Here is a 25797-nt window from a genome sequence, read left to right on the forward strand (position 1 = left end):
ATGAAGGGTTGCGCCGGACGCCACCCGAAGGCGTAAATATTTACACTCCCTCCATTCTCCTTTCTATAATGGGCCAACGGTCTGCAAGATAGCCGTCCGAACATATCCCGATGATGGTTTTGAAGGAGCGTCACCATGCAAAAAAATGAAAAAACCCGACAGCGGATCGGCAATGACCCGTTCAAGCGCCCTGCGCGTGGCGCGTTGAAAGCGCGCCTGCTGCTGTGCGCGGCAGTGTTGCTGGCCTGCGGTTCGGCCTCGGCCGAGGTGCAGAGGGCGGAAGCACAAAACCGCAAGACGATTGCCGAGGAACGCAAGATCCCTGCGCGCACGGCTGAACTGGCCCCGTTGAAACGGGCGGCCGAGGATGGCGACGCCGCGTCGCAGGTCCAGTATGCGAAATACCTGCATCAGCAATTCGACGATCCGATCGAGGGATTCCGCTGGATGGAACGCGCTGCCGCGCAAAACCACCCGGAAGGCTTGTATGGGCTGGCGCTGTACTACACCAACGGCTGGAGCGGCCTGAAAAGCCCGGGACTGGCTTTCAAGCTGATGCAGTCCTCTGCCGAGAAGGGCTATCACTGGGCGGAACTGGACCTGGGCTTGTTCTACATAAAAGGCACCGGCACTAAAAAGGATTTGAACAAGGCGGCGGAATGGATTTCGAAGGCGGCGGCCGCCGGCCTGCCGGTGGCCCAGTATGAAATGGGTTTGCTCAATCTGAATGGTGAAGGGGTGAAGCGCGACTTTTTGGAAGCACTGAGGTGGTTTGATAAAGCGGCACAGCAAAACCATCCCGACGCGATGTTCTATATTGGCGCCGCCATGTATGAAGGTTCGGGTACCGATAAAAACCCGGCGCAGGGCTGGGCAATGATCCAGGAAGCGCTCAGGTTAGGGTCGAAGGTTGCCAGCGACAATAGCAAGAACTACCCCAAGCCCCGCTAAGGCGCGTCCTTGATCAGTGCGAATGGCAAAGAGCCGGCCACCCCGGCTTTTTGCCTGCTTTCCACGCGATGTTGATGACTGAGAATGCCCACGGGGTCAGGGCCGACATTCGCACACGAACAGAACAGTTACGAAGAATAGGCTCTGTCGAATACAGTTGACGTCGGCTGCATATTCGCGCAGCGCGATTGTCCCGTTGGTGTGCGTTTGTCGGCACTAACCTCTCCCTTTGAAGCTGCTTTAAGATGGGTAGCTTGAGGAAGTCCGCGATGAAGAAAAAATATTTGCGTATCGTGATGATATTTCTAATTCTGATAGTCGCGGGCATTGTATTCATATCGCGAATGCCTCGACTCGATTCTGATGTGGCGGCATTTCAGCATGGCGAAAACAGCGCCACGATTTCATCATTAGGCACCGCTATTGAAATGTGGGGCAGGAAGCATGGGCGGGTTCCAACCGATGAAGAAAAATTCTCGGTACTTGGGTTGTCCGTCAGGACGATTGCAGATGGATGGCAGAGGCCTTTCATTTACAAAAGTCAGCGTACTCAAGGTCCACAGGCATTCTTGTTGTACTCACTCGGCCCTAATGGTATTGATGAAGGCGGGCATGGCGACGATATCGTCTACCGCCGAGAGCGGAGCGAGCAAAACTGAAGGGCTCTTCGCGCATGGTCAAAAAGCTGCCCGCACGCATGATTCCCTGCAGGGGAAGGGGCAGTGCCGACATTCGCACACGAACAGAGCCTTTAAGTAGAGTAGGCCATGTCAAGTACAGCTGACGCGACTGTCTTGTTCGTGTTCGTTTGTCGGCACTGACCGTCTCTCCACGGTGTTTCCCGACCAAACGCAATTTTGCCTGGAATTCTATAATGTCAAGTTGACAACGCGCCGTATGATGCCTATATTGGTTTGAGCGGCAGCACTGTCAGCGCAAAGGCAGTGTGGCGCGAAAAGGGAGCAGTTCTCCAGAATTTTAATTGAATGAAAATGAAGGATATCTTTGTGATCAAGCCAAATTTTCAGAGGCTATGGCTGGAGTTTCCAGACCATGTCCAATATAAGACGATGAAAGACTTGTACACCATGCTCGGCGGCGCCGCTGAGAAAAACATAAATTCGCCTGGTTTCGGGCCTACCGGAAATGCGTGTGCCAGTCGCTTGAGCGTGGCCTTCAACAAAGCCGGTGCTCCTATCAGCACAGCAATGGCGAATGCAGTCAACGCGCGCACGCTGGGTACAAGCGACGGTTCGCGAATTATCTAAGGCGTGGCCGACTTCAGAAATTACCTGCTCAAAGTCCTGGGCAAACCAAGCGTGGATAACATGAGTCCCTATGACGACGAGTTCAATAATCGCAAAGGTATTATCGCCTTCAGCGTCAATTGGACCGGTGCTACCGGACATATCGCTCTGTGGAATGGATCGAGCTATCGTGAGCCAGGCCACGATAATTATTCAAGCTATGTCAACCCGGCTAATCCTGACGTTAAAACGTCAAAGGGCGAATTTTGGGAACTTGCATGATGCGCGTGGTCTGCATCGCATGGGGGCTGGCGCTTGCCGGCTGCGCCTCCAGCGTGAATACGGCGGGCGCGCCACGGCCTGCAGTACAGCGCGACGTCGAAGGCTATGCAATAGCGAGCTGCATGACTTATCAAGCGGATGCTTTTACCAAGGATCAAGGCGATGCCTGGGCGTCCGTGATTGTGCAGCGGATGAAAGGCGATCTTGATGCCATGGTGGAGATCGCAGAGCAGGTCAAGCGGGAAAACGCAGCGAGTGGGGTGGCTGTGATGCGTGACGAGTCAGAGCCGCAAAAGGGCAAGGTGTTGCCTGTACTGCACTGTGTCGAGATGATCGACAGGCCAGCTGTGCGGGCAGCCATTCAAAAAGCCGTCGCGGCGCTTCGTCCATCGTACGGTCAGGAATAAGGGTCGGACGAGCCCAAGGGGCTTGTCAAATCCGTCGCCATGTCTGGCCAGTTCATCACCTGGCCCTTTGACGGGGGGAGGCCGGCAGCGCTGCGGACGGGGTAAGCGCCACCAGGGCGCTGTGAACCAGAATTGAGCAGTCACCCTTCAGAATCATCGTCATCATTCGAGAATTCCACCAATGACCCTGTCTACTATATTCCTCTGCCTGCTGGCAGCGAAAGCCATTTCCGAACTGCTCAGCCTGTTCCTGACCCACCCGCTGGTGGACCTTGGCGCCGGCCTGTTCTTTGGACTGGGTTCCGCCGCCATGCTGGCCGGGAGCCCGGGCAATGCGTTCGCCTGGGTCGCCCTGGCCCTTGCGCTGTACTGGCTGGTGCAAGGCGCTACCGCCCTGTCGCGGCAAAAAGGTCGCAAGGCCAAACTGGCTGGCGCCGCGTCAGCAGCCAGCGCCTCCTGAGCCCCATGAGCCGACCTTAAGCGCCGCCCGCCGCCGCCGACTTGATCGCGTGCCGGCCCATCAGGTCATACAAGGTCGGCCGGCTAATCCCCAGCAACTCCGCCGCCCGCACGATATTCCCATCGACCCGCGCCAGCGCCTTGACGATGGCCGCATACTCGGCCTCGTCGCGCACCTGGCGCAGGTTGATCGGCTGTTCCGGTTCCGCCGAGGCCGACAATCCCAGATCGTCCGCCGTAATCTGCGGCCCGTCCGCCATGATGATCGCGCGCTTGATGCAGTTTTCCATCTCGCGCACATTGCCCGGCCACGGATAGCTTTCGATCACGCCAATCGCTTCCTGGCTGAAATGCAAGGTCGGCCGCGATTCCTGCGCGCAGAACTTGTTCTTGAAATGGTGCGCCAGCAAGGCGGCGTCGCCCACCCGGTCGCGCAGCGGCGGAATGGTGACCACGATTTCCGACAGGCGATAATACAAATCCTCGCGGAAGCGCCCGCTGGCCGACAGCGCCTTCAAATTCTGGTGCGTCGCGCACACAATGCGCACATCGACCGCAATCTCTTCATGCCCGCCCACGCGCTCGATCACGCGTTCCTGCAAAAAGCGCAGCAATTTGGCTTGCAGCGACATCGGCAAGTCACCCACTTCATCGAGGAAGAAGGTGCCGCCATGCGCCAGCTCGACCTTGCCCTTGGTCTGCTTGGCCGCGCCCGTGAACGCGCCTTTTTCGTAGCCGAACAATTCGCTTTCGAGCAAGTTCTCGGGAATCGCCGCGCAGTTGATCGCCATGAAGCGCTGGTTGGCACGCGGACTCAACTGGTGCAGCGCGCGCGCCAGCACTTCCTTGCCGGTCCCGCTTTCGCCCAGCACCATTACCGACGCCGACGTCGGCGCCACTTTTTCGATATTGCGGCACACGCGCTGCATGCCGGCGTCGCGGCTGATCACGCCGCTCAGCGGCGAATCAACCTGCGACTGGCGCATGCGACGGTTTTCCTGCTGCAAGGCGTGCAGGTAGAAGGCGCGCTGCACCACCAGCCCCAGCATTTCTGGGTCGAACGGCTTCTGGTGGAAGTCGTACGCTCCCAAGCCAATCGCTTCGACCGCGTGCGCGTGATTCTGGTTCCCGGTCAGGACGATGACTTTGGTGTCTGGGGCCAGCGCCAGGATCTGGCGCAGGGTGGCCAGCCCTTCGGTGGCGCCGTCAGGATCGGGCGGCAAGCCCAGGTCCATGGTCACCACCGCCGGTTCGTGGCGGCGCACTTGCGCCAGCGCGGCGTCGCGGTCGCCCGCCACCACCACCTCGTAGGCGTCGAAGCACCAGCGCAGCTGCTTTTGCAGGCCGGGGTCGTCTTCGATGATGAGCATCTTCATTTTGTTTTGGGTCACAGCGATCCTCTGGCCGTCATGCGGCTTTATCGACAGTTTGAGTGTCCTGCTGGCAAAGCGGCAGGGTGATTCTGAACGTGGTGCCTTGCGGCGGCGTGCTGCTGACCTCCAGGTTGCCGCCGAGCTCGTGAATGTATTCGCGGCTCTCAAAGGCGCCAATCCCCATGCCGGCCGATTTGGTCGATTCGAACGGCTTGTACAGGCGCTCGCGGATGAATTCTTCGCTCATGCCTTCGCCGGTGTCGCGGATCTCGATGATAACCGAATCGCCCGCACGGCTGAGCGTAATTGCCACCTGGCCTTCCTTGGGCGTGGCTTCGATGGCGTTCTGGATCAGGTGGCCCACCACCCGTTCCAGGCGTTCCCAGTCGGCCACCACGCGCAGGCGCGGTTCGGCAATCGTGAGCAAGGGACGCGGTTCGAAGGCGGCCTTGTTGGCCACCGCCTGGGCCAGCAGTTTTTCGATCGACAGCGGGGCCGGGCGCTCCTGCGAGGCGCTGCGGCTGAGTTTTTGCAGCATCAGGCGCATCTTTTGCACCGACAGGGTCACCGTTTCGAGCATGTCGCGCTGGAATTCGGGGTTGTCCTTGTGCTTTTCGGCATTCGGAATCAAGAGGCCCAGTTGCGACACCAGGTTCTTCAAGTCGTGCACCACGAAGGTCGACATGCGGTTGAACGATTCGAACTGGCGCGCCAGCATCAGGGCGCTGGCCGCTTCATGCTGGGCCAGGTAGCTGGCGGCCTGGCTGCCGGCAATCTTGAGCAGGTCGATCACTTCCCAGTTCAGGGTGATCGCGCTGCGCGGCTGCAACAGCAGCATGAAGCCGAACAGGCGCCCTTGCAGCATCAGCGGCACCACCAGCCGTCCGCGCGGAAATTTACCCAGCCAATCGGGCAGCGCCAGGCCTTCGTATTTATCCGGGTCCGCGGTGAACTCCTGCAGGTCGACCACCCACTGGCGCGATTCCAGGAAGCGGCAGAAGGCTGAATCGTCCGGCTCGGACGGGGCCAGCTCCGGCATGTGCCAGTTGGCCACCGGTTCGCACAGGCCCGCTTCGCGCCGGATCCACAGCATGCCGCCGGAACTTTCGACCAGCTCGCCCACCGCTTGCAAGGTACGCTCGCCCAGGTTGGGACCGGCTTCCGACAGGGTGCGCGTAAAGCGCAGCCATTCTTCGCGGTAGTCGTAGTTGTAGCTGTAGAAATGCTTGCTGATGAATACTTTCAGCCAGGAGCGGAAAGTGCCCGAGAACAAAATGCCGGCCAGTAGCACCAAGGCGCCGAACAGGAAGGCCATCTGCATCAGCGAGCCCCACTGGCCGCCGAAGTAGCGCAGATAATAGCCGGCCGCGCCCATGGCCAGCAGGTAAGCGGCCGAGCCGAACAGGGCCGCTGAATGGAACAGCAGGCGGCGCGACACCGCGATGTGCGACGACCACGACGCGCTGCGCGCCACCGACACCGCGATCAGGGGCGCGGTCAGGGCGTCGACCACGCCGCGCGCGGACCAGATTTCGGGATTGATCTGACGCATCAGCAGGGCGTTGCTGTACAGATAGAAATCGAAGACGAAGATGCCGCCGATGCCGAGGCAAGCGAATTTGATGGCCCAGCGTTCCTGCACCGGCTTGTTGCGGTACAACTGTTCGACCAGCAGCATGCCGAGCACGGCCATGCCGATGCGCGCCATCACGCCCACGATGCCGCTTTGGTGGCCTAGCACGGCCGGCATGAATTCGGACAGGATCTTGTCGGCCAGCACCATCAGGTAGAGCAGGGCGATGGCTGGCAGGGCCGGGGTGCGGCGCAGCTGGCGCCAGCTGGTGCCTTCGAAGTGGCCCAGCAGCGACAGCAGCACCACGGTCCAGGCGCCGTTGCGCGCCACTTCCAGCAGTTCGCCGGCCCAGATGTGGGCCAGCACGCCCCAGGCCTGGGCCGCCAGGGCGCCGCCCCACAGCATGGTCAGCGCGCAGGCGCAGGCCAGCACGGACGCATGCTGGCGGCTGCGCCAGCGCGTCAGCAGGACGACGCCGAGCAGCGCAAACGCGAGCGCGGCGATTGAATAGCTCATGGTGGCGATGTTGCTCAGCATTCCGATGCGCTTGTCTTTCCGGTGTGGATCACGGTGTGGAGCAAGGCGCCGGGCGAGGCCGGCGCCAGGGCCTGCCCCAAGGAGGGACCCAAGGTGCAGGCCGCGGTCAACGCCCGTGACTGCCCATGACCACCTTGAGGGTGTCGATCAGGATCAGCAGGTCGAGGAACAGGCTGTTGTTTTTCACATAATACAGATCATACTGGAGCTTTTGCACCGCGTCATCGACAGATGCGCCGTAACCGTAGCGTACCTGGGCCCAGCCGGTGATGCCGGGCTTGATGCTGTGGCGTACGTTGTAGTAGGGAACCTGCTCGCTCAACTGTTCGACGAAGTAGGGCCGCTCCGGACGCGGACCGACAAAACTCATCTCACCCTTGAACACGTTGAGGATCTGCGGCAATTCGTCGATGCGGCATTTGCGGATGAAGTTGCCCACGCGCGTGATGCGCGGATCGTTCTGGGCCGCCCATTGCGGCTTGCCGCCCTTTTCGGCATCGTTGAACATGCTGCGGAACTTGAGCACCTTGAAGGTCTGGCCATTCGTGCCGACCCGTTCCTGCTGGTAAAAAATCGGGGCGCGGTCTTCGATGTAGATCGCCAGCGCGGTCAGGAACATCACCGGCAGCGATACCACCAGCAAGGTGCCGCTGACCACCAGGTCGAAGGTGCGCTTGACGAAGATGCGGATAAAACTCTGGTCGAAGCCGCCGCCGAATACCAGCCAGCTCGGCTGCAAGGAATCGACCCGGATCTGGCTCGTCTCGCGCTCGAAGAAGGTGGCGGCGTCGATTACTTTCACGCCGTACAGTTTGCACTCGAGCAAATCCTTGATCGGGAAGGCGCCGCCGCGGCGGTTTTCCACCGACACCACGATTTCCTCGACATCATGGCGGCGCGCCAGGGTCAGCAGCGATTCGCCGCCGCGCACTTCCAGCAGGGCCGAGGCCGGCACGCGCGAGTCCTCGGATGGCATGGCGATGAAACCGGCGATTTCGTAGCGGTGGTAGACCTGGTCGCGGTTGGCCAGTTCGCGGCATTCGTTGGCCAGGGCGCCGCCGCCGACGAACAGGATGCGCGATTCGAATTTGCGCGCTTCGGATGTCTTGAGGAAAATTGTGCGCGCCACAAAGATGCCGGCGGCCCCGATCATAAACACCAGCAACATGATGCCGCGTCCGAAGTACAGGTTCGGCACCACGTAGAACAGCAGTGTCAGGATGCAAAAGCCCATCGCGAACGAGGGCAGCAGCTTCTGGAAGAAGGGATTGCGCAAGCCTTCGGTCAGGTTCAGCTGGTACATGCCGAGCGCGCTCATGCTGAACACGATGGCGATGGCGTAGGCGATCGCCGAAATCAGGAAATTGTCCAGGTGCGGCGGCAGCGAGGTCTTGCCGTCTTCGTAAACGCGCAGCGCCGCGCCCGCGTACGCCGAGCCGATCAGGATCAGCACTTCGACAAACAGCAGCACGAACACGACGCGTGAGACATAGTGATTAGAAATCCGAAGCATTTTTCCACCCCTGGACAGGATAAGTGGCGTTGCATGGCGGGCACTGTGCTGCCTCCGCCGCAACGCTTTTAATTGTTATAAGTCAAATTCCGGATGTACCACGCCATGGCTTGTTGCATGCCCTCGCCGATCCGGTGGGTGGGGGCAAAGCCGAGCAACTTGATCGCTTTGGAAATATCGGCCTGCGAGTGACGCACATCGCCGGCGCGGAAAGGCGCGTACTGTGGCCGATGGTCGCGCACGTGCGGAAACTGTTCTGCCAGCAAGTCGCACATCATCGCGTGCAGCTGGTTCAGGCTGGTGCGCTCGTTGAGCGCGACGTTGTAGACCTGGTTGCTTGCTTCCGGGTTGTCGGCCAGGGCGGCCAGCAAGTTGGCCTGCACCACATTGTCGATGTAGCAGAAGTCGCGGCTGGTTTCGCCGTCGCCATTGATGAACAGGGGCTTGTTCTTGATCAGCGCGGCAATCCATTGCGGGATCACGGCGGCGTAGGCGCCATCCGGGTCCTGGCGCGGGCCGAACACATTAAAGTAGCGCAGGCCGATGGTCTGGGTGCCGTAGCAGCGCCCGAACACTTCGGCGTACAGTTCGTTGACATACTTGGTGATGGCGTACGGCGACAGCGGGCTGCCGATCTCGTCTTCGACCTTGGGCAGGGCCGGATGGTCGCCGTAGGTCGAGCTCGAGGCGGCGTACACGAAGCGTTTCACCTTGGCGTCGCGCGCGGCCACCAGCATGTTCAGGAAACCGGTGACGTTGGTGTCGTTGGTGGTGATCGGGTCTTCCATCGAGCGCGACACCGAGCCGAGCGCCGCTTCGTGCAGCACATAGTCGGCGCCGGCCACGGCCTTGGCGCAGTCGCTTGGGGTGCGGATGTCGCCGCGGATAAAGGTGAAGTCGGCCCAGGCCGCGCTGCCGACCAGCTCGCGCACCTGGTCCAGGTTGTGCTGGTGGCCGGTGGCGAAGTTGTCGAGGCCGGTGACCTTCTGGCCGAGCCGCAGCAATGCTTCGACCAGGTTCGACCCGATGAAACCGGCCGCGCCCGTAACCAGCCAGTGGCTGCGGTGCGCGCGCAAGTGCTGTTGAACCTCGATAAATTTACCCACGACAGACTCCAGTTTCTTATTCATGCTGCATACAGGGAAGCGCCAGCGGGCGCTTCCCGAAGGCCCCTACAGGCGCCAGACGGAAAAACCGGCGGCGCGCAAGGCGTCCTGGTCGAACAGCGATTTGACATCCATGAAGCAGCCGCCCTTGTTCAGTTTGGCCTGGAGGTCGGACAGCGGGCGCGCCAGCAATTCCTTGTGCGAGACCGCCGCGATGATGGCGTCCGCCTGCGGCAACTGTTCCCAGCTGTCGAGCTTGACGCCGTACTCGTGCATGGCTTCGGCGGCGTCGGCCACCGGATCGTGCACGTGCACCTGCACGCCGTAGGTTTCCAGCTCAGTGATGATATCGGCCACCTTCGAATTGCGCAGGTCCGGGCAGTTTTCCTTGAAGGTGAGGCCAATCACGTTCACTTTCGCGCCCTTGACGTTGAAACCGGCGGCAATCATGGACTTGACGGTCTTTTCGGCTACGAACTTGGCCATGCCGTCGTTGATGCGGCGCCCGGCCAGGATCACTTGCGGGTGGTAGCCGATCATTTCGGCCTTGTGCGTCAGGTAATACGGATCGACGCCGATGCAATGCCCGCCTACCAGGCCCGGGCGGAACGGCAGGAAGTTCCACTTGGTTCCCGCCGCCTTCAGCACTTCCAGGGTATCGATGCCAATTTTATCGAAAATGATGGCAAGTTCGTTCATCAACGCGATATTCAGGTCACGCTGGGTGTTTTCGATGACCTTGGCCGCTTCCGCCACTTTGACGGAGGATGCGCGATACACGCCGGCCGTGATGATCGATTCGTACAGCTTGGCCACTTCGTCGAGGGTCGCTGCATCGTCGCCCGACACCACTTTCAGGATGGTGGTGAGCGTGTGTTCCTTGTCGCCCGGATTGATGCGTTCCGGCGAGAAGCCGACGTGGAAGTCTTCCATCCACGTCAGGCCCGAATGCTGTTCGAGGATCGGAATGCAGACTTCCTCGGTCGCGCCCGGATATACGGTGGACTCGAAAATGACAATCGCGCCCTTCTTCAAATGCAGGCCGACGGTCTTGCTGGCGCCCGCGAGCGGGGTGAAGTCGGGATTGTGGGCGATGTCGACCGGGGTCGGCACGGCCACCACGATGTAGTCGGCGCCGGCGATGGCGGCCGGGTCGGCGCTGACGGTCAGGTGCTGCGCGGCGCGCAACTCTTCACTGCTCAGTTCGCCGGTAGGGTCGATGAAGCGCTGATAGCTGTCGATCTTGCTGGTCGACAGGTCGAAACCAATGGTCGTACGTTTCTTGCCGAATTCGACAGCCAATGGCAGGCCGACGTAACCGAGGCCAACGACGGCCACTACTTTTGCTGCTGCTTCCATCTGGGATTCCCTGTTCAAAACGTATTTTGTTATTATAGCAACAGAATTACGCCTGCAAAATTTACAACTTGAAAACAAACGTGCGCCCTGTCGTTGCAGGGCCCTCGCAAAGGCGGGCTCTGCCGGGACTGTGGCGTGGGCGCCGCGCGCTCCTGCCAGCGCCCGCTAAAGGCCATCCCCTTAACGCCGGCCAACGGTTTTTGGCCGACACGCGGCAGCTGTCGCCGAGCAATAAATAATGATCGGAACTGTATACTTAGGAATATACACTCTTTCCTTGCGAAATAGCAAAGTTCGTTACAACTTAACTAACTATTAGAGAAATGCTTGTTGTTATTTTTATGTGTCCATGACAGGGCGGGTCGTTCGCGGGAGCAGCGCACCCGGAGGCGTCCGGATGCGACGGCGCAAGCCGTGCCGCGTTCCGGAAAAGGCCGCATAAGTCGGGCCTGAATCCTTATTGTAATGACGTGCAAGCGGGCCAAAAAAGTATTATTGGTAACTGTTGCGTTTTTGCCCTGACAGTTCTTTCAGCTATGAGAATGGCTGGGTTGGCCCGGATTGACGCCCACGCATCCGGTCCATCGCAGCGCCATCAGGCGGCCGCTCCACCGTCGCCCCCGCGAAGGCGGGGGCCCAAGTTCTTGGCGCTGTCAAGGCCTTCCTGCCCGCGCGGCCGAACGGCCCGGCCCGAAGTGTCGAGTTTATCCACGAGCGGTATCAATCCGCGCTACCGTGCGCGATATTTCCTTTTTTGAAACCTTGTTACCTATACTGCGACTCATTCGAACTTGCAGTGCGTCAGCCAGACTGGATGACGCTGCAAGGGCGTGTTGCAGTGCGTTTTTACTCAGGAGATTGGTAACATGGTCAAGGCAAAACATATTCTGGCATTGGTAGCGGTATCGAGCCTGCTGTCGGCATGCTACGTCGTTCCGATCGATCAATATCCGCCGCGCGGCAACGGCAACTACAACAACAACGGCGGCGGTGTCGCCATCGTGCCGGTGCCGGCCATTCGCCCGATCTACACGGCGCGCCTGTACCCGTCCAACGACGAGGCATCGCGCATGGGCCGCATTTCCGGTACCATCAGCAATCCTGAACGCGGCCATGGCGAATTCTCGTTCGCGGCCGGCGGCGAAGCGTTTTCCGGCGAGGCGACGCGCGATCCGGGCGCGGCCAAGGGCGTGGCCAACGCTTCCGGCAACCGTGGCGGCTATGTGCGCTGCGACTACGTGATGACCCGCGCCGAAATGGGCTCAGGCACCTGCGTGTTTTCCAGCGGCGCCCGTTTCGACATGCACATCACGCAGTAAGCGGCGGCGCAGATACTGAACACGCAGGGTGGGGTGCATGACACCTGGCGTGGGCAGTATCTTTCCAATCCGCTTTGTGAGTAGCCGTAAAGATGAAAATGTATATCCTGGTGCGCGACGACGTGCCGCTCGGTTTTGCGATGGTGGCCGTGGCCCATGCCTCGCTGGCCGGCTACCTGAAGTTCAAGGACACGCCTGAGGTCCAGGCGTGGCTGGCCGGCCCGTTCTTCAAGGCGGTCTGCATCGTCAACGCCAAAGAGTTCGAGAATGCGAAGCAGGTGGCCGACCATGTCGTGCTGACCGAGTCCGCGCTCGAGAACCGCGAAGTGGCCATCGCCTTCCGTCCGCGCGAGGAATGGCCGAAGATGTTCAAGTTCCTCAAGCTGTACCGCGCGGCGCCCGTCATCGCCGTTGACGGCGGCACGTAACGACGCTCGCCGGTTCAGGCTGGCCTGCTGTCGAGCATCGCCATGAAACGCTCGACCGGCCACTGCTTGCGGTCCGATACCTGGCCGTCGCCCAGCTCGATCAGTCGCCGTGTCCCCTCGCTGGAAGCGACCACGTCAACCGAGAAAAACGGGCTGTCGATGCGGCTTGCCAGTGCGTGCACGAGCGCAGGCACCGTGCCGTCGCGGCCAAACGCCTGTCCGCGCAGCACGAAATAGCGCTCCTCGCTGTTGGCTTGCAACTGTTCAAATTTGCGGATGCACACGCCGCCCTCGACCGCGCCCCGGTAGCGTTCGATCAAGCTCACCACCTCCGCAATCTCGTGCGGCGTGGCCGCCACCGAGCCGCGCTGGGTGGTCAGCGATTTCACGTAGTCTTTCACGAAATAGGCGGGCCAGTTTTTGCCTTCCACGGCGGCGGCAAAGTCGGCGTCGCGCGCGACGATCACCGTTTCCGGCGTAAATTCTTCGCACAGCGGATACCACTCGGGCAGGTAGTGGCAATGGCGGTACTGGGCCGGACTGGTCAGCATCGCGCAATCCTGCCCGGCAATGGCCTGATGCAGGCGCGCGTAGCCATCCGGCGTCAGCATCCAGCCACGGTACAGCACGCTGACACCGGCGGCGAGGGCCGGCTGCGTCTTGAATTGCCCCGCTTCAAAATCTTCGAAGGAAAACAGCGAACAGGCGAATCCGGCCGCGCGCGCGGCGTCGTATTCCTCGCCATAGGCCTCGTCGGCAAGGCGTTTGTTGAATGGATCGCAGGGAAACAGCAGCTGCACCGATGGGGTAGGGTGGAGGTCGGTCATTTGTTCGGTAGCCCTTTGTAATAGTCGGCCACGTTATATCCAGCTCCCTTGCTGATGCGCTGAGATGCCTGTGTCCATGGCCAGAAGTTGGCCCCCGACCTGGTCCGCATTGCCGGCAGCGTTTTTCCCTCCAGCGTGGCCATGCCCCACACGCCGCCATGATTGAGGCGATAAACTTCACCCAGGTAACTGCCGTACATGCGCGCCACTGCCGTGACTTGCTCTTCCGAAGGGCGCGGCGATTTGGTGGTGTACGCGGTGTGGGCGCGCGCCAGTACGGCGTCAAGCTGGGCCATGCTGGCGTCGGTGCCGTCGAGCTTGATGCTGAACTGGTCGCGTGCGGTCGCTACGGCCTGCGCCGCGTAGGCCGTGGCTGCGCGCTGCACCGCCGCGTCGGGCGCGAAATCAGGAGTCGGCTTGTCGGCCGCCACTGCACCGGCACCGCTTAGCGTGGCGGAAACAAGCAGAAAAATTTTGATGGACGGCATACGCATTTTCTAGAGGGAACGATGCGATTTTAACACTGCAATATTGGCCCAAACAGCGTCTGCGTCCGTGCGGAGATGGGGGTTGCGAGAGGCGACGGGGGCGGATGTGGCGGCACGTGGCACAATCCGTCTCATGAAACCACGACGCACTAAGATTGCTCCCCTTGCACGTTACCTTGTCGCTTCGCTGCTCGTGTTATTGCCGCAGCCAGCCCATGCAGCTGCGCCACCCCAACTGCCCGATGCTGTCTCTGCGAAAGTCACCGCCCTGTCGACTAGCGGCGACGTCTTGGTCAAACAGGGAAAAAGCCGCGAGGGAGTGCAAGCGTACGTGAAGGCACTCAACCTTCTCCCCGAACCGGTCACGCAATGGGAAGCCGCCACCTGGCTGTTGGTGGCGATCGGGGATGCCAACTTTAAAGCCAAATATTATGAACAAGCCAGGGCTGCCTTGCAGGATGCCATGCACTGCCCTGGCGCCCTCGGCAACCCGTTTATCCATTTGCGGCTTGGCCAAGCCTACTTTGAGTTAGGGAATATGAGCAAAGCAGCCGACGAACTGGCACGCGCTTACCTCCAGAAAGGCAAGGCCATCTTCAAGGAAGAAGACCCGAAATATCTCGCCTTCATCAAATCCAGACTCAAGCCGCCGCCGGATGGCTGGCCCAGCGGCTGGTAGTTGCCTGAGTCTCTTGTGGGATCAGGTCCCAGCCTGCTTGCGCAGCCGGCTCAGCAGTTCCTCGACACTGTCGCTCACCGGCAAACCATGCTGGCGCAGCAATTGCAGATGCAGCACCAGGTTTTCCAGCACCAGTTTGGCCGACACCGCCAGCAAGGTCATCAGCCGGTCTTCGGTGCTGAAGTTGTCCATCGCGGCGGCCATCTCGCACAGGTGCGCCGCCACCAGTTCGCGCAGCTCGGCCTCGCCGAAGGGCAGGTCGGCGAAATCGATGGGGTCTTCCTGCTCGACTTCGTGCATCAGCGCGGCAAGTTCGTGAGGTTTGATCGGCATGCTCGTCTCCGGAAAGTTGACTCGCTTCCATTCTAGGCCCGCACGCGACAGCCACGCCGATCCGCGCTAAAATTAAGCGGCTTTGATTCCCCCATCGTCGTCAGCCACGTGATCGGATGCCATGGCGCGTCTCATTTTCACCCAGCAGCTTGCCCGGTTTACCGCCGTGCCGCAGGTCGATACCAGCGCCGCCACCCTGCGCGGCGGGCTCGACGCAGCCTTCGCCGCCAACCCTTTGCTGCGCGGCTACGTGCTCGACGACCAGGACCACCTGCGCGAGAACGTCGTCGTGTTCATCGATGGCCGCCGCAGCGACGAGCGCGTCCGCCTTGACGACCCGCTCGCCCCCCACAGTACCGTTTACATCCTGCAAGCACTTTCCGGAGGCTGAACATGCATGCGCTTGCCTATCTTTCCACCCGCAAGGGCCTGTTCGAACTCCAGCGCGGCAACGACGGATGGGAGTTCGGCCCCCGCCACTTCCTCGGCGAGCCGGTCTCGATCGCGCTGGCCGATCCGCGCGATGGCGCCGTCTACGCGGCGCTGAACCTGGGCCACTTCGGCGTCAAGCTGCACCGCAAGGATGCCGGCAGCGACGTCTGGACCGAAATCGCCGCGCCCGCCTATCCGCTCAAGCCCGAAGCGAGCACGGACAAGGTCGAGTGGAAGAATAAACTCATCTGGTCGCTGGAAGCGGGCGGCGCCGACCAGCCCGGCGTGTTGTGGGCCGGCACCCTGCCTGGCGGCCTGTTCCGGTCAAGCGACCGCGGCGCCTCGTGGGAGCTGGTGCGCTCGCTGTGGGACGTGCCCCAGCGCGCCGAATGGTTCGGCGGCGGCTACGACGTGCCCGGCATTCATAGCATCTGCGTCGATCCGCGCAACAGCGAGCACGTGCTGGTGGGCGTTTCCTGCGGCGGCGTCTGGCGCACCGAAGACGGCGGGGCCAGCTGGACCATCAGCGCCACCGGCATGCGCGCCGATTACATGCCGCCTGAGCTCAACGAAAATGAAGCCGTGCAAGATCCACACCGCATCGTTCGTTCGAAGGGCGACCCGGATGTGCTGTGGTGCCAGCACCATAACGGCATCTGGCGCTCGGCCGACAACGGCCACCACTGGACCGAAATCACGCAGGCGCCGCTGTCGAACTTCGGCTTTGCCGTGGCCGCCCATCCGCGTGACGGCGGCACCGCCTGGTTCGCTCCCGCCGAGGCCGACCAGCGCCGCATTCCGGTCGGCGCCGCGCTCGCGGTCACCCGCACTGACGATGGCGGCAACAGTTTCAAGGTAACAAACGCGGGCTTGCCGCAGCAGCATTGCTACGACCTGGTGTACCGCCACGGGCTGGCGGTGGCCGACGATGGCGCCACCTTGCTGATGGCTTCCACCAGCGGTGGGGTGTGGATGTCGGACAACGCGGGCGACAGCTGGCACACCGTCTCGACCACCCTGCCGCCGGTCTACGCGGCGTGTTTTGCCTGAGCGAAGTAGCTCAGGAACATGCTCACGGCGGCGTCGACCACGGCGCCGTGCAATTCCTGCGCCAGCGGCGGCGCGCCCATGGTCACTTGCGGCCAGAACGCCATCGCCTTGACCTGTCCTTGAAGCAAGGTGGCGGCGAAAACCGGGTCGCATTCCTTCAGTTTGCCGTCGGCCAGGGCCGCGCGGATCCAGCGCGTCACGCCTTCCTCGCGCTCGCCCAGGCGGGTCACGATGGCGCCCACCCGCTCCGGTTGGTGCATGGCCTCGGCAATGGCCACCCGCGCCAGGTCGAGAAAATCCTGGTCGGCCATCGCCCGTACTTTAATGGTCATCAATTCAGTCAACTGCGCGCGCAGGCTGGCGTCGCTGCGATAAGGCAAGTCCAGCCCGGCGGCGCTGCGCTCGAACAAGGCCACCAAGGTCTCGGCGAATAACTCGTCCTTGCTGGGAAAGTGGTTGTACACCGTGCGTTTCGACACGCCGGCATTGGCGGCGATCTTGTCCATGCTGCTCGCTTCGAAGCCGAGGCTGCGGAATTGCTCGGCGGCGGCGGTCAGGATAGCCAGGCGTTTGCGGTCGGTCAGGCGCTGGGGTGGGGTGATGCGGGGTGTGTTCATTCCATTATTTTACACCCACCAGTTTACTTTTCCAAAAAAGGAAACTACACTGTGTAGTGTACATTTCTGATTGGATCATCTGTGCACCGACTTTTTCTCAGCCTCCTGTTAATAGGGACATTCCTCATGGCCTCTTGCACCTTCGCCGGCAGCCCCGCGCCGCAGCATCCATCGCCCCAGTTCAGCGACGGCAAATTCCGCAATCCGGTTCCCATGTTCAAGCAGAGCCCCGCGCAACTCGTGCGTCTCAGCTGGACCTTTTTGATGGGCAAGAACAAGGATACGGTGCCGAGCGGCGTGATTCCGGTGCAAGCGCTGACCCGCGCGCAATTGCTGGCGGCGCCCGACAACACCCTGTTCCGCCTCGGCCATTCGACCTTGCTGCTCAAGCTCGACAACGCGTTTTACCTGACCGACCCGGTGTTTTCCAAGCGCGCTTCGCCGGTGCAATGGGCCGGTCCGGCGCGCTTTCACCAGCCGCCGATCAGCATCGAGGAACTGCCGCCGCTCAAGGCCGTGATCCTCTCGCACGACCATTACGATCACCTCGACCATGCATCGGTGCTGGCGCTGGCCGCCAAGACCGAGCACTTTCTCACCCCGCTGGGCGTGGGCGAGCGCCTGGTGGCCTGGGGCATCGACGCCGCCAAGGTGACCGAGCTCGACTGGTGGCAAGAGCGCAAGGTCGGCAATGTGCGCCTGATCGCCACCCCGGCCCAGCATTTTTCCGGACGCAGCCTCACCGACGGCAACGCGACCTTGTGGGCGTCGTGGGTGTTTGTGCATAAAGACCTGCGCGTCTTTTTTAGCGGCGACACCGGCTATTTCGACGGTTTCAAGGCCATCGGCGACAAGTTCGGCCCTTTCGACGTGGCCATGGTGGAAACCGGCGCTTACGACGAGCAGTGGCCCGACGTGCACATGCAGCCGGAACAAACGCTGCAAGCTTTCCTCGACCTCAAGGGTAAATGGCTGATGCCGGTGCATAACGGCACCTTCGACCTGAGCCTGCATCCCTGGCACGAACCCTTTGACCGCATCGCCGCGCTCGCCAGCGCGCGCGGGGTGCGCCTGGCTACCCCCGAAATGGGGCAGGCGCTCGACCTGAAGAACCCGGCGCCCGGCCAGGCGTGGTGGAAACGGGTCGATCCGGCACCCGGCTGAAAACTATTTGCATTGTGCGTCGCATAATTTCCACACACTAATACAACGCACTACAACAGGGTTTCGCTATAAATCGGGGCCATTGAAACCGGTTTTGTGACTATATGCACCAACATAGATCGCGCATAACTGGTATGCGGTTGGTGAATGCTATATGTTGGTGCAAGGCAATAAGTTATGCGAAACTGACATAACCGCCATTGGGATAATAAATTGAGAAAATATGCTGCGCCGCAGTATATTTTGAACTGTCAGCTGGCTACCCAGCAGACGATTCGAGCGCCAGAAGCGCCGGATTTATCCATCATCCCCTCTGGAGGTTTTATGTTTGCCACTACCCGCTTCGCTACCGTCCTGTCCGCAACCCTGCTGTGCCTGAGCGCGACCCACGCCATGGCTGCGGACCGCCCGGCCCGTCTCGATGTAGCCGGCTGCGAAAAACCGGAATTTCCAGTGCGTTGGCAGGATGACGGCGAAACCGGCACCGTGACCGTCGCTTACCTGATCGATACCGATGGCAAAGTGGTGCAGTCGAAAGTGGTGGAATCGAGCGGCGCGGTGCGCGTCGATCGTGCATCGGTCCGCGCCGGTGCCCGCTGCAAGTTCGAACCGGGTGCAAAAGACGGCCAGGCTGCGCTGGCTTGGGCCAAGGTCAAGTATTCGTGGGTCGTCGAGTAAATGGGCTGTGGCCCCGGCGTGGACATGCAGGATGTCCACGCCTGTCGTCTGCTCTAGAAGCGGTACAGCACCGACGCCTCCACCGCGCGCCCGAAAATCGGCCGTGCATTGATCGGACCGCTGCTCTGCGCCCCGGTCAGGCGCGAATTACCCTCCGTCAGCCCCAGTTCATTGCCCAGGTTCGTGCCCGCGAGCCGGAATTCCCAATGCGTGCCCACCGATGCCAGGATGCCCGCGTCCACCGTTTGATACGAGGGCAGGTACGACAGATTGGCCTGGTCGGCCCAGCGGCTGCCCACGTGCGCGTAGGTGCCATACAGTTTCAGTGAATTGTCGCCCATCGGAATGCGGTAGCTTGGGGACAGGCGGAACTGCATCTTCGGCTGGCGCTGCACCAGCTTGCCGGTAATGGCCGGATTGTCGCGGTATTTCGATTCCTGATAGTTGCCCATCAAGCTCACCTGCAGGTTTTTCACCGGCCGCACGGCCAGTTCGAACTCCACGCCATGCCCGCGCGAACCGCTCACCGAGTTCAGCACCGCGTCGGTCGTGATCTGCTGGAAGGAAATGCCGGTAAAGTCCGTGTAAAACCCGTTGATGTACGCGCTGTACATCTCGCCCACCGTCTTGAAGCCGACTTCGTACTGCGTCACTTTCGGCGTCGGCACGCCTTTGCGGTCGTTCAGCGCGGCCTGGGTGCCGGCGTTGCGCATGTCGTCGAAATAGATGAAGGTGTGGCCGGTATTGGCGCGCGCAAACACGCTCATATCCTTGGACAACTTGTAAATCCCGCCCACGGTGAAGGAATTGACGCTGTCGTCGCGGCTGAGCTGGGTGTTGGTGCCAGTCGGAACCGAGGTGCCGTTGTTGTATACGGTCAGCGGATTGGCGTCCGTATCCATCGAGGTCAGGTTCGAGATGGTCGCTTTCAGGCTCTGCTTTTCGCGGCGCGCACCCACGTCCACCTTGATCTGCTCGTTCACTTTCCACTCATTGGCCACGAACAGGGCGGTATTGTTGCCCTTGTACGATGCCACCGGCGCATAAAACACATTCCCGTCCACCCCGTTGCGCGAAACAATGGTGCCGTTGCTCAGTTGCACATTGATCAGGCTGGCGTTGGGCGTGGCCGTCATCAGGTGGCTGTTGCCCAGGTACCATTCGTCATTCGACTTGTAGCGCGCTACATACGCGCCGACGGTGGTCGTGTTGTTCTTGAGTAGCTCGCGGCTGAGACGAAATTCGTTGGTGAACGAGCTCAGTTTCTTCTCGACCGACCACAATCCGGCTTGCACCACTTGCTGGTTGGGATCGACCACGCCGCCCTTCACATAGCTGATGCTGCCCGATCCGGCTGCCGCCAGCGGATTATGGGTCGCGTTGGCGTTGGCCAGGTACGCCGCCGCCGTCAGCGGGTTGTTCCCTGTGAACATCGAGATCGTGTTCAGGTCGCCGCTGAAGTAATTCGCCTTGTTCGACACATCCCAGCCGCCCAGTTTTTGCTCGTACTCGGCCCCGAAGACGGTCGCATCCATGCCGCGCCCGTCGGCCAGGTCGCGCGTGAGGGTCTTGCCGGGCGCCGCGTCGATGGTGAAGTGGCGCATTTCATTGCTCATCAAGGTGCCGGTGAGCGGATCGAAGCCGGGAAATTCCGTGATCGTGCGTCCGTTGTCGCTTGAAATGAGCGGCACGCCGGTGTAAAACGCGTTCTTTTCCTTGGTGGTGCGTACGTAGGCGGTCACTTCGCCTTCATCGAGCTTGCGCGTGATGGACGCGGTCAGCTGCTTGCCGTCGTCGGCCTTGAATTGCGGATCGCGCACGCCCTGGGTCTGGCGCGCGAAGCCGCCGATGGTCCCGTACCAGCCGTCGGCAATCTTGCCGCCCACAAAAGCGTCGAGCCGGCGCAGCTTGCCGGTGCCGGTGCTAAAGCGCAGGGTAGCTTCCGGCGTGTCTTCACCCTTTTTCAGGATGAAATTCATGGTCGCGCCGGGCTGGCCGACCGAGTAGATCGTGCTCGGCCCGCCGCGCAGCACTTCCACCCGCGCCACCGTGTCGTCCAGGCGGAACGCCGACGATCCCTCGAAGAACGACAGCACCGGCACCGGATACAGGGGATTGCCGTTCATCTGGACCGATACGAAGGGCGAATCGCTACCCGACGGAAAGCCGCGCACCTCGATATTCGCGCCCGACTGGCCGCCGGTCGACTCCGCATACACGCCCGGCACCAGTTTGAGCACGTCGGCGGTGCTGCTGGGCGAGGCCGATTTGAGTTGCTCTTCGGTCGCCGTGGTGATCGAAAAACTGGTGTCGATCTTGCGCGTGCCGCGTGCCGACGCCGTGCCGGTCACCACCACCTGCTGGATTTCGGTCGCCACGGCTTCGGCGGCCGCGGCGTCGGCGGCCGGGGCAGGGGGCGCGGCCTGGCCGGCTGCCTGGGCTTGGTTCATCAGGGTCAGCACGGCCAGCGTGACTGAGGAAAGCAGGAAGTGCTTGTGACTGTTCATCGTTATGCTCGCTTTTTTATCTGTGCTCTTGTTGAAATCCGTCTCCTGGACTGGCTGGCTGTGTGCCTGCCGCATGCATGTCCCCTGTCTTTCGTCGCCGCGCCCCGTACCAGCCGGTCTGCAATTTATTATGATGGCAAGAAAAGACGAATCATTGAAACAAGAAATGATATCGATGTCAATCGAAATGTTATCGATGTCATTTGGCCTGTGGCGAGGCGTAAACCTGTCATAATGCGGCGGTGTCGTTGTTTTCCTACCAAAATTGAGCGTTTCCATGGCCGCAAACAAGGCTGCAAGCAAGACTGCCGCGCCGGCAGCAAGCACGATCGCGCCGCGCAAGAACGACGCCGCCCTGACGATGGAAGACCTCGCCAGCCTGGCGGGCGTTTCCACGATCACGGTATCGCGCGCGCTGCGCGACAGCCCGCTGGTGACGGAAAAGACGCGCGAAAAAATCCGTCGCATCGCCGACGAGCAGGGCTACCGCCTCAACATCAGCGCGCGCAACCTGCGCATGCGGCGTAGCTACTCGGTCGCGGTGGTGGTCGAAATGACGCCCGTGAAGGGCCGCCCCATGTCCGACCCGTATCCGCTCGAACTGTTGGGCGGCATCACCCAGGAACTGACCACGGCCGGCTACAGCGTGGTGCTCACCTCCAAGCAGTTGATGGACACGGCGCCGGTGCAGGGCGCCGATGGCCTGATCTTGCTCGGCCAGGGTTCCCACGGCGAAGCGGTGCGCTTCCTGCAAAAAGCCAAGCTGCCGCTGGTGGTGTGGGGCGCGCCGGAAGCCGGCGCCACCACCATCGTGGTCGGCAGCGACAACCGGCGCGGCGGCGCCAGCGTGGCCGAACGCTTTTTGGCGCAAGGCCGGCGCAAGCTGGTGTTTTTGGGCGATGTCGATCACGCCGAAGTCCAGGAGCGCTGCGCCGGCTTCATCGACGCGCTGGGCGGGCAGGGCACGGTCCACATCATCCGCCCCAAGGCCTTCACCTTCGAATCGGGCTTCGACAGCATGACCGCGCTGCTCAAGAAAAAGGGCCACGCCTTCGACGGCGTGTTCGCCGCCAGCGACCTGCTGGCCATGGGCGCGATCCGCGCGCTCACCGAACATCAATTGCGCGTGCCGGACGACGTGTCCGTCATCGGCTACGACGATACGCCCGGCGCGGCCAGCTTCGTGCCGCCGCTGACCAGCGTGCACCAGTACCTGCGCGATGGCGGCGTGCTGCTCGCCAAAAAAATGCTGGCGCTGATGAACGGCGAGCAGGTCGAGTCCGAAATGCTGCCGACCACCCTGATCGCCCGCCAGACCTGATTTTCCCGACCAAATCTAAATAAATTGACATTCCAAACCGATTTGAAATAGACTCGGCTCGAATCCAAACCGGTTTGAAACGCAAATTTCAAAAGACAGACAAAGGACAAAACCGTGCCGCACGCTAGCTCCCCACACGTTCTCCCGCTTGACCCATGGTGCCTTCGCGAGACCTTCTTCGACCCCGCCACGCACTTTTTGAACGAGACCCTGTTCGCCCTCGGTAACGGCTACATCGGTCTGCGCGCCACGCCCGAAGAAGGCTACAGCGGCCCGGCCGGCACCTCGCTCGACGGCACCTACCTCAACGGCTTTTACGAGTCCGAACCGATCGTCTATCCGGAAGCGGCGTTTGGCCTGGCCAAGACCAACCAGTTCATGCTCAACGTGCCCAACGCCAAAGGCATCGAAGTCTGGCTCGGCGACGAGCGCTTCGACCCTTTGCAAGGCACGCTCGATCGCTACGAGCGTGTGCTCGATTTTCGCACCGGCGTGCTGCGCCGCAGCCTGGAATGGACGTCGGCCAGCGGCAAGCGCCTTGGCCTGGTCACCCGGCGCGTGGTTTCGCTGGCCGACAAGCACCTGTTCGCGCTCGATGTCGAACTGACCGCGCTCAATTTCTCCGGCCAGGTGCGCGTGGTCTCGACCATTGACGGCGCCGTGCGCAACCAGGAAGCCGGCGACGACCCGCGCATCGGCTCGGCCGTCTCCGGCCCGGCGCTGCACCTGCTGGCGGTGGAGCAGGGCGCCACCATGTCCAGCCTCACCCAGCGCACCCACAACAGCGGCTTCACTTTGGTGAGCGCGATCGAGACCGTGGCGCCGGTGGCGGGCAGCGCCAGCCACCAGGACCTGGCGGCCAGCCACAGTTTTACGTTCGACCTGGACGTGATGCTGCCGCAAAGCCTGACCAAGTACGGCGTCTACTTTTCGTCGCGCGACTATCCCGAGGCCGAACTGGCGGGCCTCGCCAGGGACGCGCTGGCCAAGGCCAGGCTTGATGGCTTCGACGCCCTGTGCGCGCGCCAGGCCGCGTACCTGGCCGACTTCTGGGAGCGCGCCGACGTGGAAATCGCCGGCGACGACGCGCTCCAGCAAGGCATTCGCTTCAACCAGTTCCACCTGCTGCAATCGGTCGGCCGCGACGGCAAGACCAACATCGCCGCCAAGGGCGTGACCGGCGAAGGCTACGAAGGCCACTACTTCTGGGATACCGAGATCTACATCTTCCCGTTTTTCTTGTACAGCAAACCGGAAGTCGCCAGGCAGTTGCTGGCCTACCGCTACGCCGGCCTGGAACAAGCCCGCGCGCGCGCGCGCCAGATGTCGCACGCCAAAGGCGCGCTGTACCCGTGGCGCACCATCGCCGGCGAAGAATGCTCGGCCTACTTCCCGGCCGGTACCGCGCAGTACCACATCAACGCCGACATCGCCTACTCCATCAAGCTGTATCTGGACGCCACGGGCGACCTCGATTACATGGCGCAGGCCGGCGCCGAAATCGTATTGGAGACCGCGCGCGTCTGGATCGGCATCGGCAACTACGACCGCGCCGGGCGCTTCTGCATCAACGAAGTCACCGGTCCCGACGAATACACGGCGCTGGTCAACAACAACTACTACACCAACGCCATGGCGCAGATGCACTTGCGCTTCGCGGCGGAGATTGTCGACAAATTGCGCGGCGCGCGCCCGCACGATTTCGAGCGCATCGCGCAAGCCATCGGCCTGGACGACGCCGAACCGGCCGCCTGGCGCCGCGCCGCCGGCCGCATGGCGCTGCCCTACGACGCCGCCCTCGGCATCCACGAGCAGGACGACAGCTTCCTCGGCAAAAAGCCATGGGACTTCGCCGCCACGCCGAAAGAAAACTATCCGCTGCTGCTGAACTACCACCCGCTGGTGATCTACCGCCACCAGGTCTGCAAGCAGGCCGACGTGGTGCTGGCGCTGTTGCTGCTGTCCGACCAGTTCACGCAGGACGATAAAAAGCGCGACTTCGACTACTACGAAGCGGTGACGACGCACGATTCGTCGCTCTCGTCCTGCATCTTCAGCATCATCGCGTCCGAGGTGGGCTACCACGACAAGGCCTACGACTATTTTCTCGAGACCGCGCGCCTGGACCTGGACGATACGCACGGGAACACCCACTACGGCGTGCACACGGCGGCCATGGCCGGCACCTGGATGGGCGTGGCCTACGGCTTTGCCGGCATGCGCGTGGCCGACGGCGCGCTGCGCTTCGCGCCCACCTTGCCGGCGCGCTGGCAGCACTACCAGTTCCAGATTCACATCCACGGCGCGCTGCTGCAAGTGCGCATCGACGTCGCCGAAGCGCGCTACACGCTGGTCGACGGCGACGCGCTGACGTTGACGCACTGCGGCGAGCGCGTGTCGCTCACGCGCGCCGCGCCATCGGTATCGGTCACGCGCCCACTTCAGGAGAAAAAGGCATGAGCAGGTTCAAGGCAGTGATTTTCGATCTGGACGGCGTCATCACCGACACCGCGCACTATCATTACCTGGCGTGGAAGCGGCTGGCCGAAGCGGAAGGCGTGCATTTCGACGAAGCCTTCAACGAACAGTTAAAGGGCATCGACCGCATGGGCTCCCTGGACCTGATCCTGGCCGGCGCGAAGCGCACTTACAGCGATGCCGGGAAGCTGGCGCTGGCCGACGCCAAGAACCGGCACTACCAGGAGCTGATCGCCACCATGTCGGCGGCCGACCTGCTGCCCGGCGCTGTCGATGCGCTGGCGGCGGTGCGCGTGGCGGGCCTGCGCATCGGCCTGGCCTCGGTCAGCAAGAACGCCTTCACGGTGCTTGAACGGCTGGGCATTCGCGATCGCTTCGACTATGTGGTCGACGCCGCGCTGATCGCCAACAGCAAGCCGCATCCGGAGATCTTTTTGACGGCCGCGCGCGAACTGGGCGTGGACCCGGCAGATTGCCTGGGCGTGGAAGACGCGGTGGCCGGCGTGGCATCGATCAAGAGCGCCGGCATGTGGGCGCTCGGCATCGGCAACCCGGACGTGCTCACGCGGGCCGACCGGGTGATTCCGGCGCTGGACCGCTTCAAGCTGGAGGATTACCAGTAAGCGTCAGTGGCAGGAAATAGCACACCAAAACAAAAAAATATTGGAG

At 61.7% G+C, this 25797-nt stretch carries 26 protein-coding genes; 16 read left to right on the top strand and 10 right to left on the bottom strand.

Annotation, left to right across the window (positions count from 1 at the left end):
- Positions 1–135 precede the first annotated feature (135 nt).
- From F0185_RS14690 to F0185_RS14715, 6 genes are all read left to right on the top strand, one after another.
- Complete coding sequence (locus F0185_RS14690) at positions 136–951, top strand: tetratricopeptide repeat protein (RefSeq protein ID WP_167225571.1); 816 nt, start codon at positions 136–138, stop codon at positions 949–951.
- 269 nt (positions 952–1220) lie between these two features.
- On the top strand, positions 1221–1610 hold the full coding sequence (locus F0185_RS14695; RefSeq protein WP_167225573.1) for a hypothetical protein: 390 nt from the start codon (positions 1221–1223) through the stop codon (positions 1608–1610).
- A 327-nt stretch (positions 1611–1937) separates the two neighbouring features.
- Entirely contained in the window at positions 1938–2219 is a 282-nt protein-coding gene (locus tag F0185_RS14700; protein WP_167225575.1) for a hypothetical protein, read from the top strand.
- Positions 2220–2222: 3 nt separating this feature from the next.
- Positions 2223–2480, top strand: coding sequence for a T6SS effector amidase Tae4 family protein (locus tag F0185_RS14705; RefSeq protein WP_167225577.1), 258 nt, complete (start codon positions 2223–2225; stop codon positions 2478–2480).
- Positions 2477–2887: a hypothetical protein gene (locus F0185_RS14710; RefSeq protein WP_229477017.1), complete on the top strand. Its 411-nt coding sequence runs from the start codon at positions 2477–2479 to the stop codon at positions 2885–2887. The genes F0185_RS14705 and F0185_RS14710 overlap by 4 nt, the downstream gene beginning before the upstream one ends.
- Positions 2888–3068: 181 nt before the next feature.
- On the top strand, positions 3069–3347 hold the full coding sequence (locus F0185_RS14715; protein WP_167225579.1) for a hypothetical protein: 279 nt from the start codon (positions 3069–3071) through the stop codon (positions 3345–3347).
- A gap of 16 nt (positions 3348–3363) precedes the next feature.
- On the opposite strand, the gene prsR is transcribed toward F0185_RS14715, so the two are convergent.
- The 5 genes from prsR to F0185_RS14740 form a co-directional block, all read right to left on the bottom strand.
- A complete protein-coding gene (prsR, locus tag F0185_RS14720) occupies positions 3364–4716 on the bottom strand; it encodes a PEP-CTERM-box response regulator transcription factor (protein ID WP_370664017.1) in 1353 nt (450 codons plus the stop codon).
- A 37-nt stretch (positions 4717–4753) separates the two neighbouring features.
- The gene (gene prsK / locus F0185_RS14725; protein ID WP_167225581.1) at positions 4754–6829 is read right to left on the bottom strand and encodes an XrtA/PEP-CTERM system histidine kinase PrsK; all 2076 of its coding nucleotides are present in this window, start codon (positions 6827–6829) and stop codon (positions 4754–4756) included.
- A gap of 106 nt (positions 6830–6935) precedes the next feature.
- Positions 6936–8342, bottom strand: a complete 1407-nt coding sequence (locus F0185_RS14730; RefSeq protein WP_166891494.1) for a TIGR03013 family XrtA/PEP-CTERM system glycosyltransferase — start codon at positions 8340–8342, stop codon at positions 6936–6938.
- Positions 8343–8410: 68 nt separating this feature from the next.
- Complete coding sequence (locus F0185_RS14735) at positions 8411–9448, bottom strand: SDR family oxidoreductase (protein ID WP_370664018.1); 1038 nt, start codon at positions 9446–9448, stop codon at positions 8411–8413.
- 66 nt (positions 9449–9514) lie between these two features.
- Positions 9515–10807 (bottom strand): nucleotide sugar dehydrogenase, encoded by a 1293-nt coding sequence (locus F0185_RS14740; protein ID WP_167225585.1) that lies wholly within the window; start codon positions 10805–10807, stop codon positions 9515–9517.
- A gap of 866 nt (positions 10808–11673) precedes the next feature.
- On the opposite strand from F0185_RS14740, the gene F0185_RS14745 reads away from it, so the two are divergent.
- Together F0185_RS14745 and F0185_RS14750 are read left to right on the top strand one after the other, a co-directional pair.
- Positions 11674–12126: a hypothetical protein gene (locus F0185_RS14745; protein WP_167225586.1), complete on the top strand. Its 453-nt coding sequence runs from the start codon at positions 11674–11676 to the stop codon at positions 12124–12126.
- A 92-nt stretch (positions 12127–12218) separates the two neighbouring features.
- Positions 12219–12554 carry an aminoacyl-tRNA hydrolase gene (locus F0185_RS14750; RefSeq protein ID WP_166891505.1) on the top strand — a complete coding sequence of 112 codons (336 nt, stop codon included), beginning with the start codon at positions 12219–12221 and terminating at the stop codon, positions 12552–12554.
- Between the two features lie 14 nt (positions 12555–12568).
- Here F0185_RS14750 and F0185_RS14755 read toward each other — a convergent pair whose 3' ends face one another.
- A complete protein-coding gene (locus tag F0185_RS14755) occupies positions 12569–13381 on the bottom strand; it encodes an ATP-grasp domain-containing protein (RefSeq protein ID WP_167225589.1) in 813 nt (270 codons plus the stop codon).
- Positions 13378–13869, bottom strand: a complete 492-nt coding sequence (locus F0185_RS14760) for a hypothetical protein (protein WP_167225591.1) — start codon at positions 13867–13869, stop codon at positions 13378–13380. Before F0185_RS14760 ends, F0185_RS14755 begins: the two co-directional genes overlap by 4 nt.
- Positions 13870–14002: 133 nt before the next feature.
- Here F0185_RS14760 and F0185_RS14765 point away from each other — a divergent pair, with 133 nt between their 5' ends.
- Positions 14003–14548, top strand: a complete 546-nt coding sequence (locus F0185_RS14765) for a tetratricopeptide repeat protein (RefSeq protein ID WP_229477018.1) — start codon at positions 14003–14005, stop codon at positions 14546–14548.
- A 21-nt stretch (positions 14549–14569) separates the two neighbouring features.
- On the opposite strand, the gene F0185_RS14770 is transcribed toward F0185_RS14765, so the two are convergent.
- Positions 14570–14881, bottom strand: coding sequence for a hypothetical protein (locus tag F0185_RS14770; RefSeq protein ID WP_167225593.1), 312 nt, complete (start codon positions 14879–14881; stop codon positions 14570–14572).
- Between the two features lie 121 nt (positions 14882–15002).
- On the opposite strand from F0185_RS14770, the gene F0185_RS14775 reads away from it, so the two are divergent.
- Positions 15003–15272: a MoaD/ThiS family protein gene (locus F0185_RS14775; protein WP_166891517.1), complete on the top strand. Its 270-nt coding sequence runs from the start codon at positions 15003–15005 to the stop codon at positions 15270–15272.
- Between the two features lie 2 nt (positions 15273–15274).
- The gene (locus F0185_RS14780) at positions 15275–16363 is read left to right on the top strand and encodes a WD40/YVTN/BNR-like repeat-containing protein (protein ID WP_167225595.1); all 1089 of its coding nucleotides are present in this window, start codon (positions 15275–15277) and stop codon (positions 16361–16363) included.
- Here the strand turns inward: F0185_RS14780 and F0185_RS14785 are convergent.
- Positions 16342–16980, bottom strand: a complete 639-nt coding sequence (locus F0185_RS14785) for a TetR/AcrR family transcriptional regulator (protein WP_167225597.1) — start codon at positions 16978–16980, stop codon at positions 16342–16344. The genes F0185_RS14780 and F0185_RS14785 overlap by 22 nt on opposite strands.
- 126 nt (positions 16981–17106) lie before the next feature.
- Here F0185_RS14785 and F0185_RS14790 point away from each other — a divergent pair, with 126 nt between their 5' ends.
- Both F0185_RS14790 and F0185_RS14795 read left to right on the top strand, forming a co-directional pair.
- Complete coding sequence (locus F0185_RS14790) at positions 17107–18144, top strand: MBL fold metallo-hydrolase (RefSeq protein ID WP_187362532.1); 1038 nt, start codon at positions 17107–17109, stop codon at positions 18142–18144.
- 324 nt (positions 18145–18468) lie between these two features.
- Positions 18469–18822: an energy transducer TonB gene (locus F0185_RS14795; RefSeq protein WP_167225600.1), complete on the top strand. Its 354-nt coding sequence runs from the start codon at positions 18469–18471 to the stop codon at positions 18820–18822.
- A 53-nt stretch (positions 18823–18875) separates the two neighbouring features.
- Here the strand turns inward: F0185_RS14795 and F0185_RS14800 are convergent, their stop codons facing one another.
- The gene (locus tag F0185_RS14800) at positions 18876–21329 is read right to left on the bottom strand and encodes a TonB-dependent receptor (RefSeq protein WP_167225602.1); all 2454 of its coding nucleotides are present in this window, start codon (positions 21327–21329) and stop codon (positions 18876–18878) included.
- Positions 21330–21606: 277 nt separating this feature from the next.
- Between F0185_RS14800 and F0185_RS14805 the strand changes: the two genes are divergently transcribed.
- From F0185_RS14805 to pgmB, 3 genes are all read left to right on the top strand, one after another.
- Positions 21607–22650 (top strand): LacI family DNA-binding transcriptional regulator, encoded by a 1044-nt coding sequence (locus F0185_RS14805; RefSeq protein ID WP_167225604.1) that lies wholly within the window; start codon positions 21607–21609, stop codon positions 22648–22650.
- Positions 22651–22848: 198 nt separating this feature from the next.
- On the top strand, positions 22849–25110 hold the full coding sequence (locus F0185_RS14810) for a glycoside hydrolase family 65 protein (RefSeq protein ID WP_187362533.1): 2262 nt from the start codon (positions 22849–22851) through the stop codon (positions 25108–25110).
- Positions 25107–25751, top strand: a complete 645-nt coding sequence (pgmB, locus tag F0185_RS14815; RefSeq protein ID WP_167225608.1) for a beta-phosphoglucomutase — start codon at positions 25107–25109, stop codon at positions 25749–25751. Before F0185_RS14810 ends, pgmB begins: the two co-directional genes overlap by 4 nt.
- Positions 25752–25797 lie beyond the last annotated feature (46 nt).

Source organism: Massilia rubra (assembly GCF_011682065.1).
GTDB classification, from domain to species: domain Bacteria; phylum Pseudomonadota; class Gammaproteobacteria; order Burkholderiales; family Burkholderiaceae_D; genus Telluria_A; species Telluria_A rubra.

Coding starts and splice junctions, on each gene's coding strand:
- F0185_RS14690 (WP_167225571.1), top strand. CDS start 136: ATGCAAAAAAATGAAAAAACCCGACAGCGGATCGGCAATGACCCGTTC.
- F0185_RS14695 (WP_167225573.1), top strand. CDS start 1,221: ATGAAGAAAAAATATTTGCGTATCGTGATGATATTTCTAATTCTGATA.
- F0185_RS14700 (WP_167225575.1), top strand. CDS start 1,938: ATGAAAATGAAGGATATCTTTGTGATCAAGCCAAATTTTCAGAGGCTA.
- F0185_RS14710 (WP_229477017.1), top strand. CDS start 2,477: ATGATGCGCGTGGTCTGCATCGCATGGGGGCTGGCGCTTGCCGGCTGC.
- F0185_RS14715 (WP_167225579.1), top strand. CDS start 3,069: ATGACCCTGTCTACTATATTCCTCTGCCTGCTGGCAGCGAAAGCCATT.
- prsR (WP_370664017.1), bottom strand. CDS start 4,716: ATGCTCATCATCGAAGACGACCCCGGCCTGCAAAAGCAGCTGCGCTGG.
- prsK (WP_167225581.1), bottom strand. CDS start 6,829: ATGCTGAGCAACATCGCCACCATGAGCTATTCAATCGCCGCGCTCGCG.
- F0185_RS14730 (WP_166891494.1), bottom strand. CDS start 8,342: ATGCTTCGGATTTCTAATCACTATGTCTCACGCGTCGTGTTCGTGCTG.
- F0185_RS14740 (WP_167225585.1), bottom strand. CDS start 10,807: ATGGAAGCAGCAGCAAAAGTAGTGGCCGTCGTTGGCCTCGGTTACGTC.
- F0185_RS14745 (WP_167225586.1), top strand. CDS start 11,674: ATGGTCAAGGCAAAACATATTCTGGCATTGGTAGCGGTATCGAGCCTG.
- F0185_RS14750 (WP_166891505.1), top strand. CDS start 12,219: ATGAAAATGTATATCCTGGTGCGCGACGACGTGCCGCTCGGTTTTGCG.
- F0185_RS14755 (WP_167225589.1), bottom strand. CDS start 13,381: ATGACCGACCTCCACCCTACCCCATCGGTGCAGCTGCTGTTTCCCTGC.
- F0185_RS14760 (WP_167225591.1), bottom strand. CDS start 13,869: ATGCCGTCCATCAAAATTTTTCTGCTTGTTTCCGCCACGCTAAGCGGT.
- F0185_RS14765 (WP_229477018.1), top strand. CDS start 14,003: ATGAAACCACGACGCACTAAGATTGCTCCCCTTGCACGTTACCTTGTC.
- F0185_RS14770 (WP_167225593.1), bottom strand. CDS start 14,881: ATGCCGATCAAACCTCACGAACTTGCCGCGCTGATGCACGAAGTCGAG.
- F0185_RS14775 (WP_166891517.1), top strand. CDS start 15,003: ATGGCGCGTCTCATTTTCACCCAGCAGCTTGCCCGGTTTACCGCCGTG.
- F0185_RS14780 (WP_167225595.1), top strand. CDS start 15,275: ATGCATGCGCTTGCCTATCTTTCCACCCGCAAGGGCCTGTTCGAACTC.
- F0185_RS14785 (WP_167225597.1), bottom strand. CDS start 16,980: ATGAACACACCCCGCATCACCCCACCCCAGCGCCTGACCGACCGCAAA.
- F0185_RS14790 (WP_187362532.1), top strand. CDS start 17,107: ATGGCCTCTTGCACCTTCGCCGGCAGCCCCGCGCCGCAGCATCCATCG.
- F0185_RS14795 (WP_167225600.1), top strand. CDS start 18,469: ATGTTTGCCACTACCCGCTTCGCTACCGTCCTGTCCGCAACCCTGCTG.
- F0185_RS14800 (WP_167225602.1), bottom strand. CDS start 21,329: ATGAACAGTCACAAGCACTTCCTGCTTTCCTCAGTCACGCTGGCCGTG.
- F0185_RS14805 (WP_167225604.1), top strand. CDS start 21,607: ATGGCCGCAAACAAGGCTGCAAGCAAGACTGCCGCGCCGGCAGCAAGC.
- pgmB (WP_167225608.1), top strand. CDS start 25,107: ATGAGCAGGTTCAAGGCAGTGATTTTCGATCTGGACGGCGTCATCACC.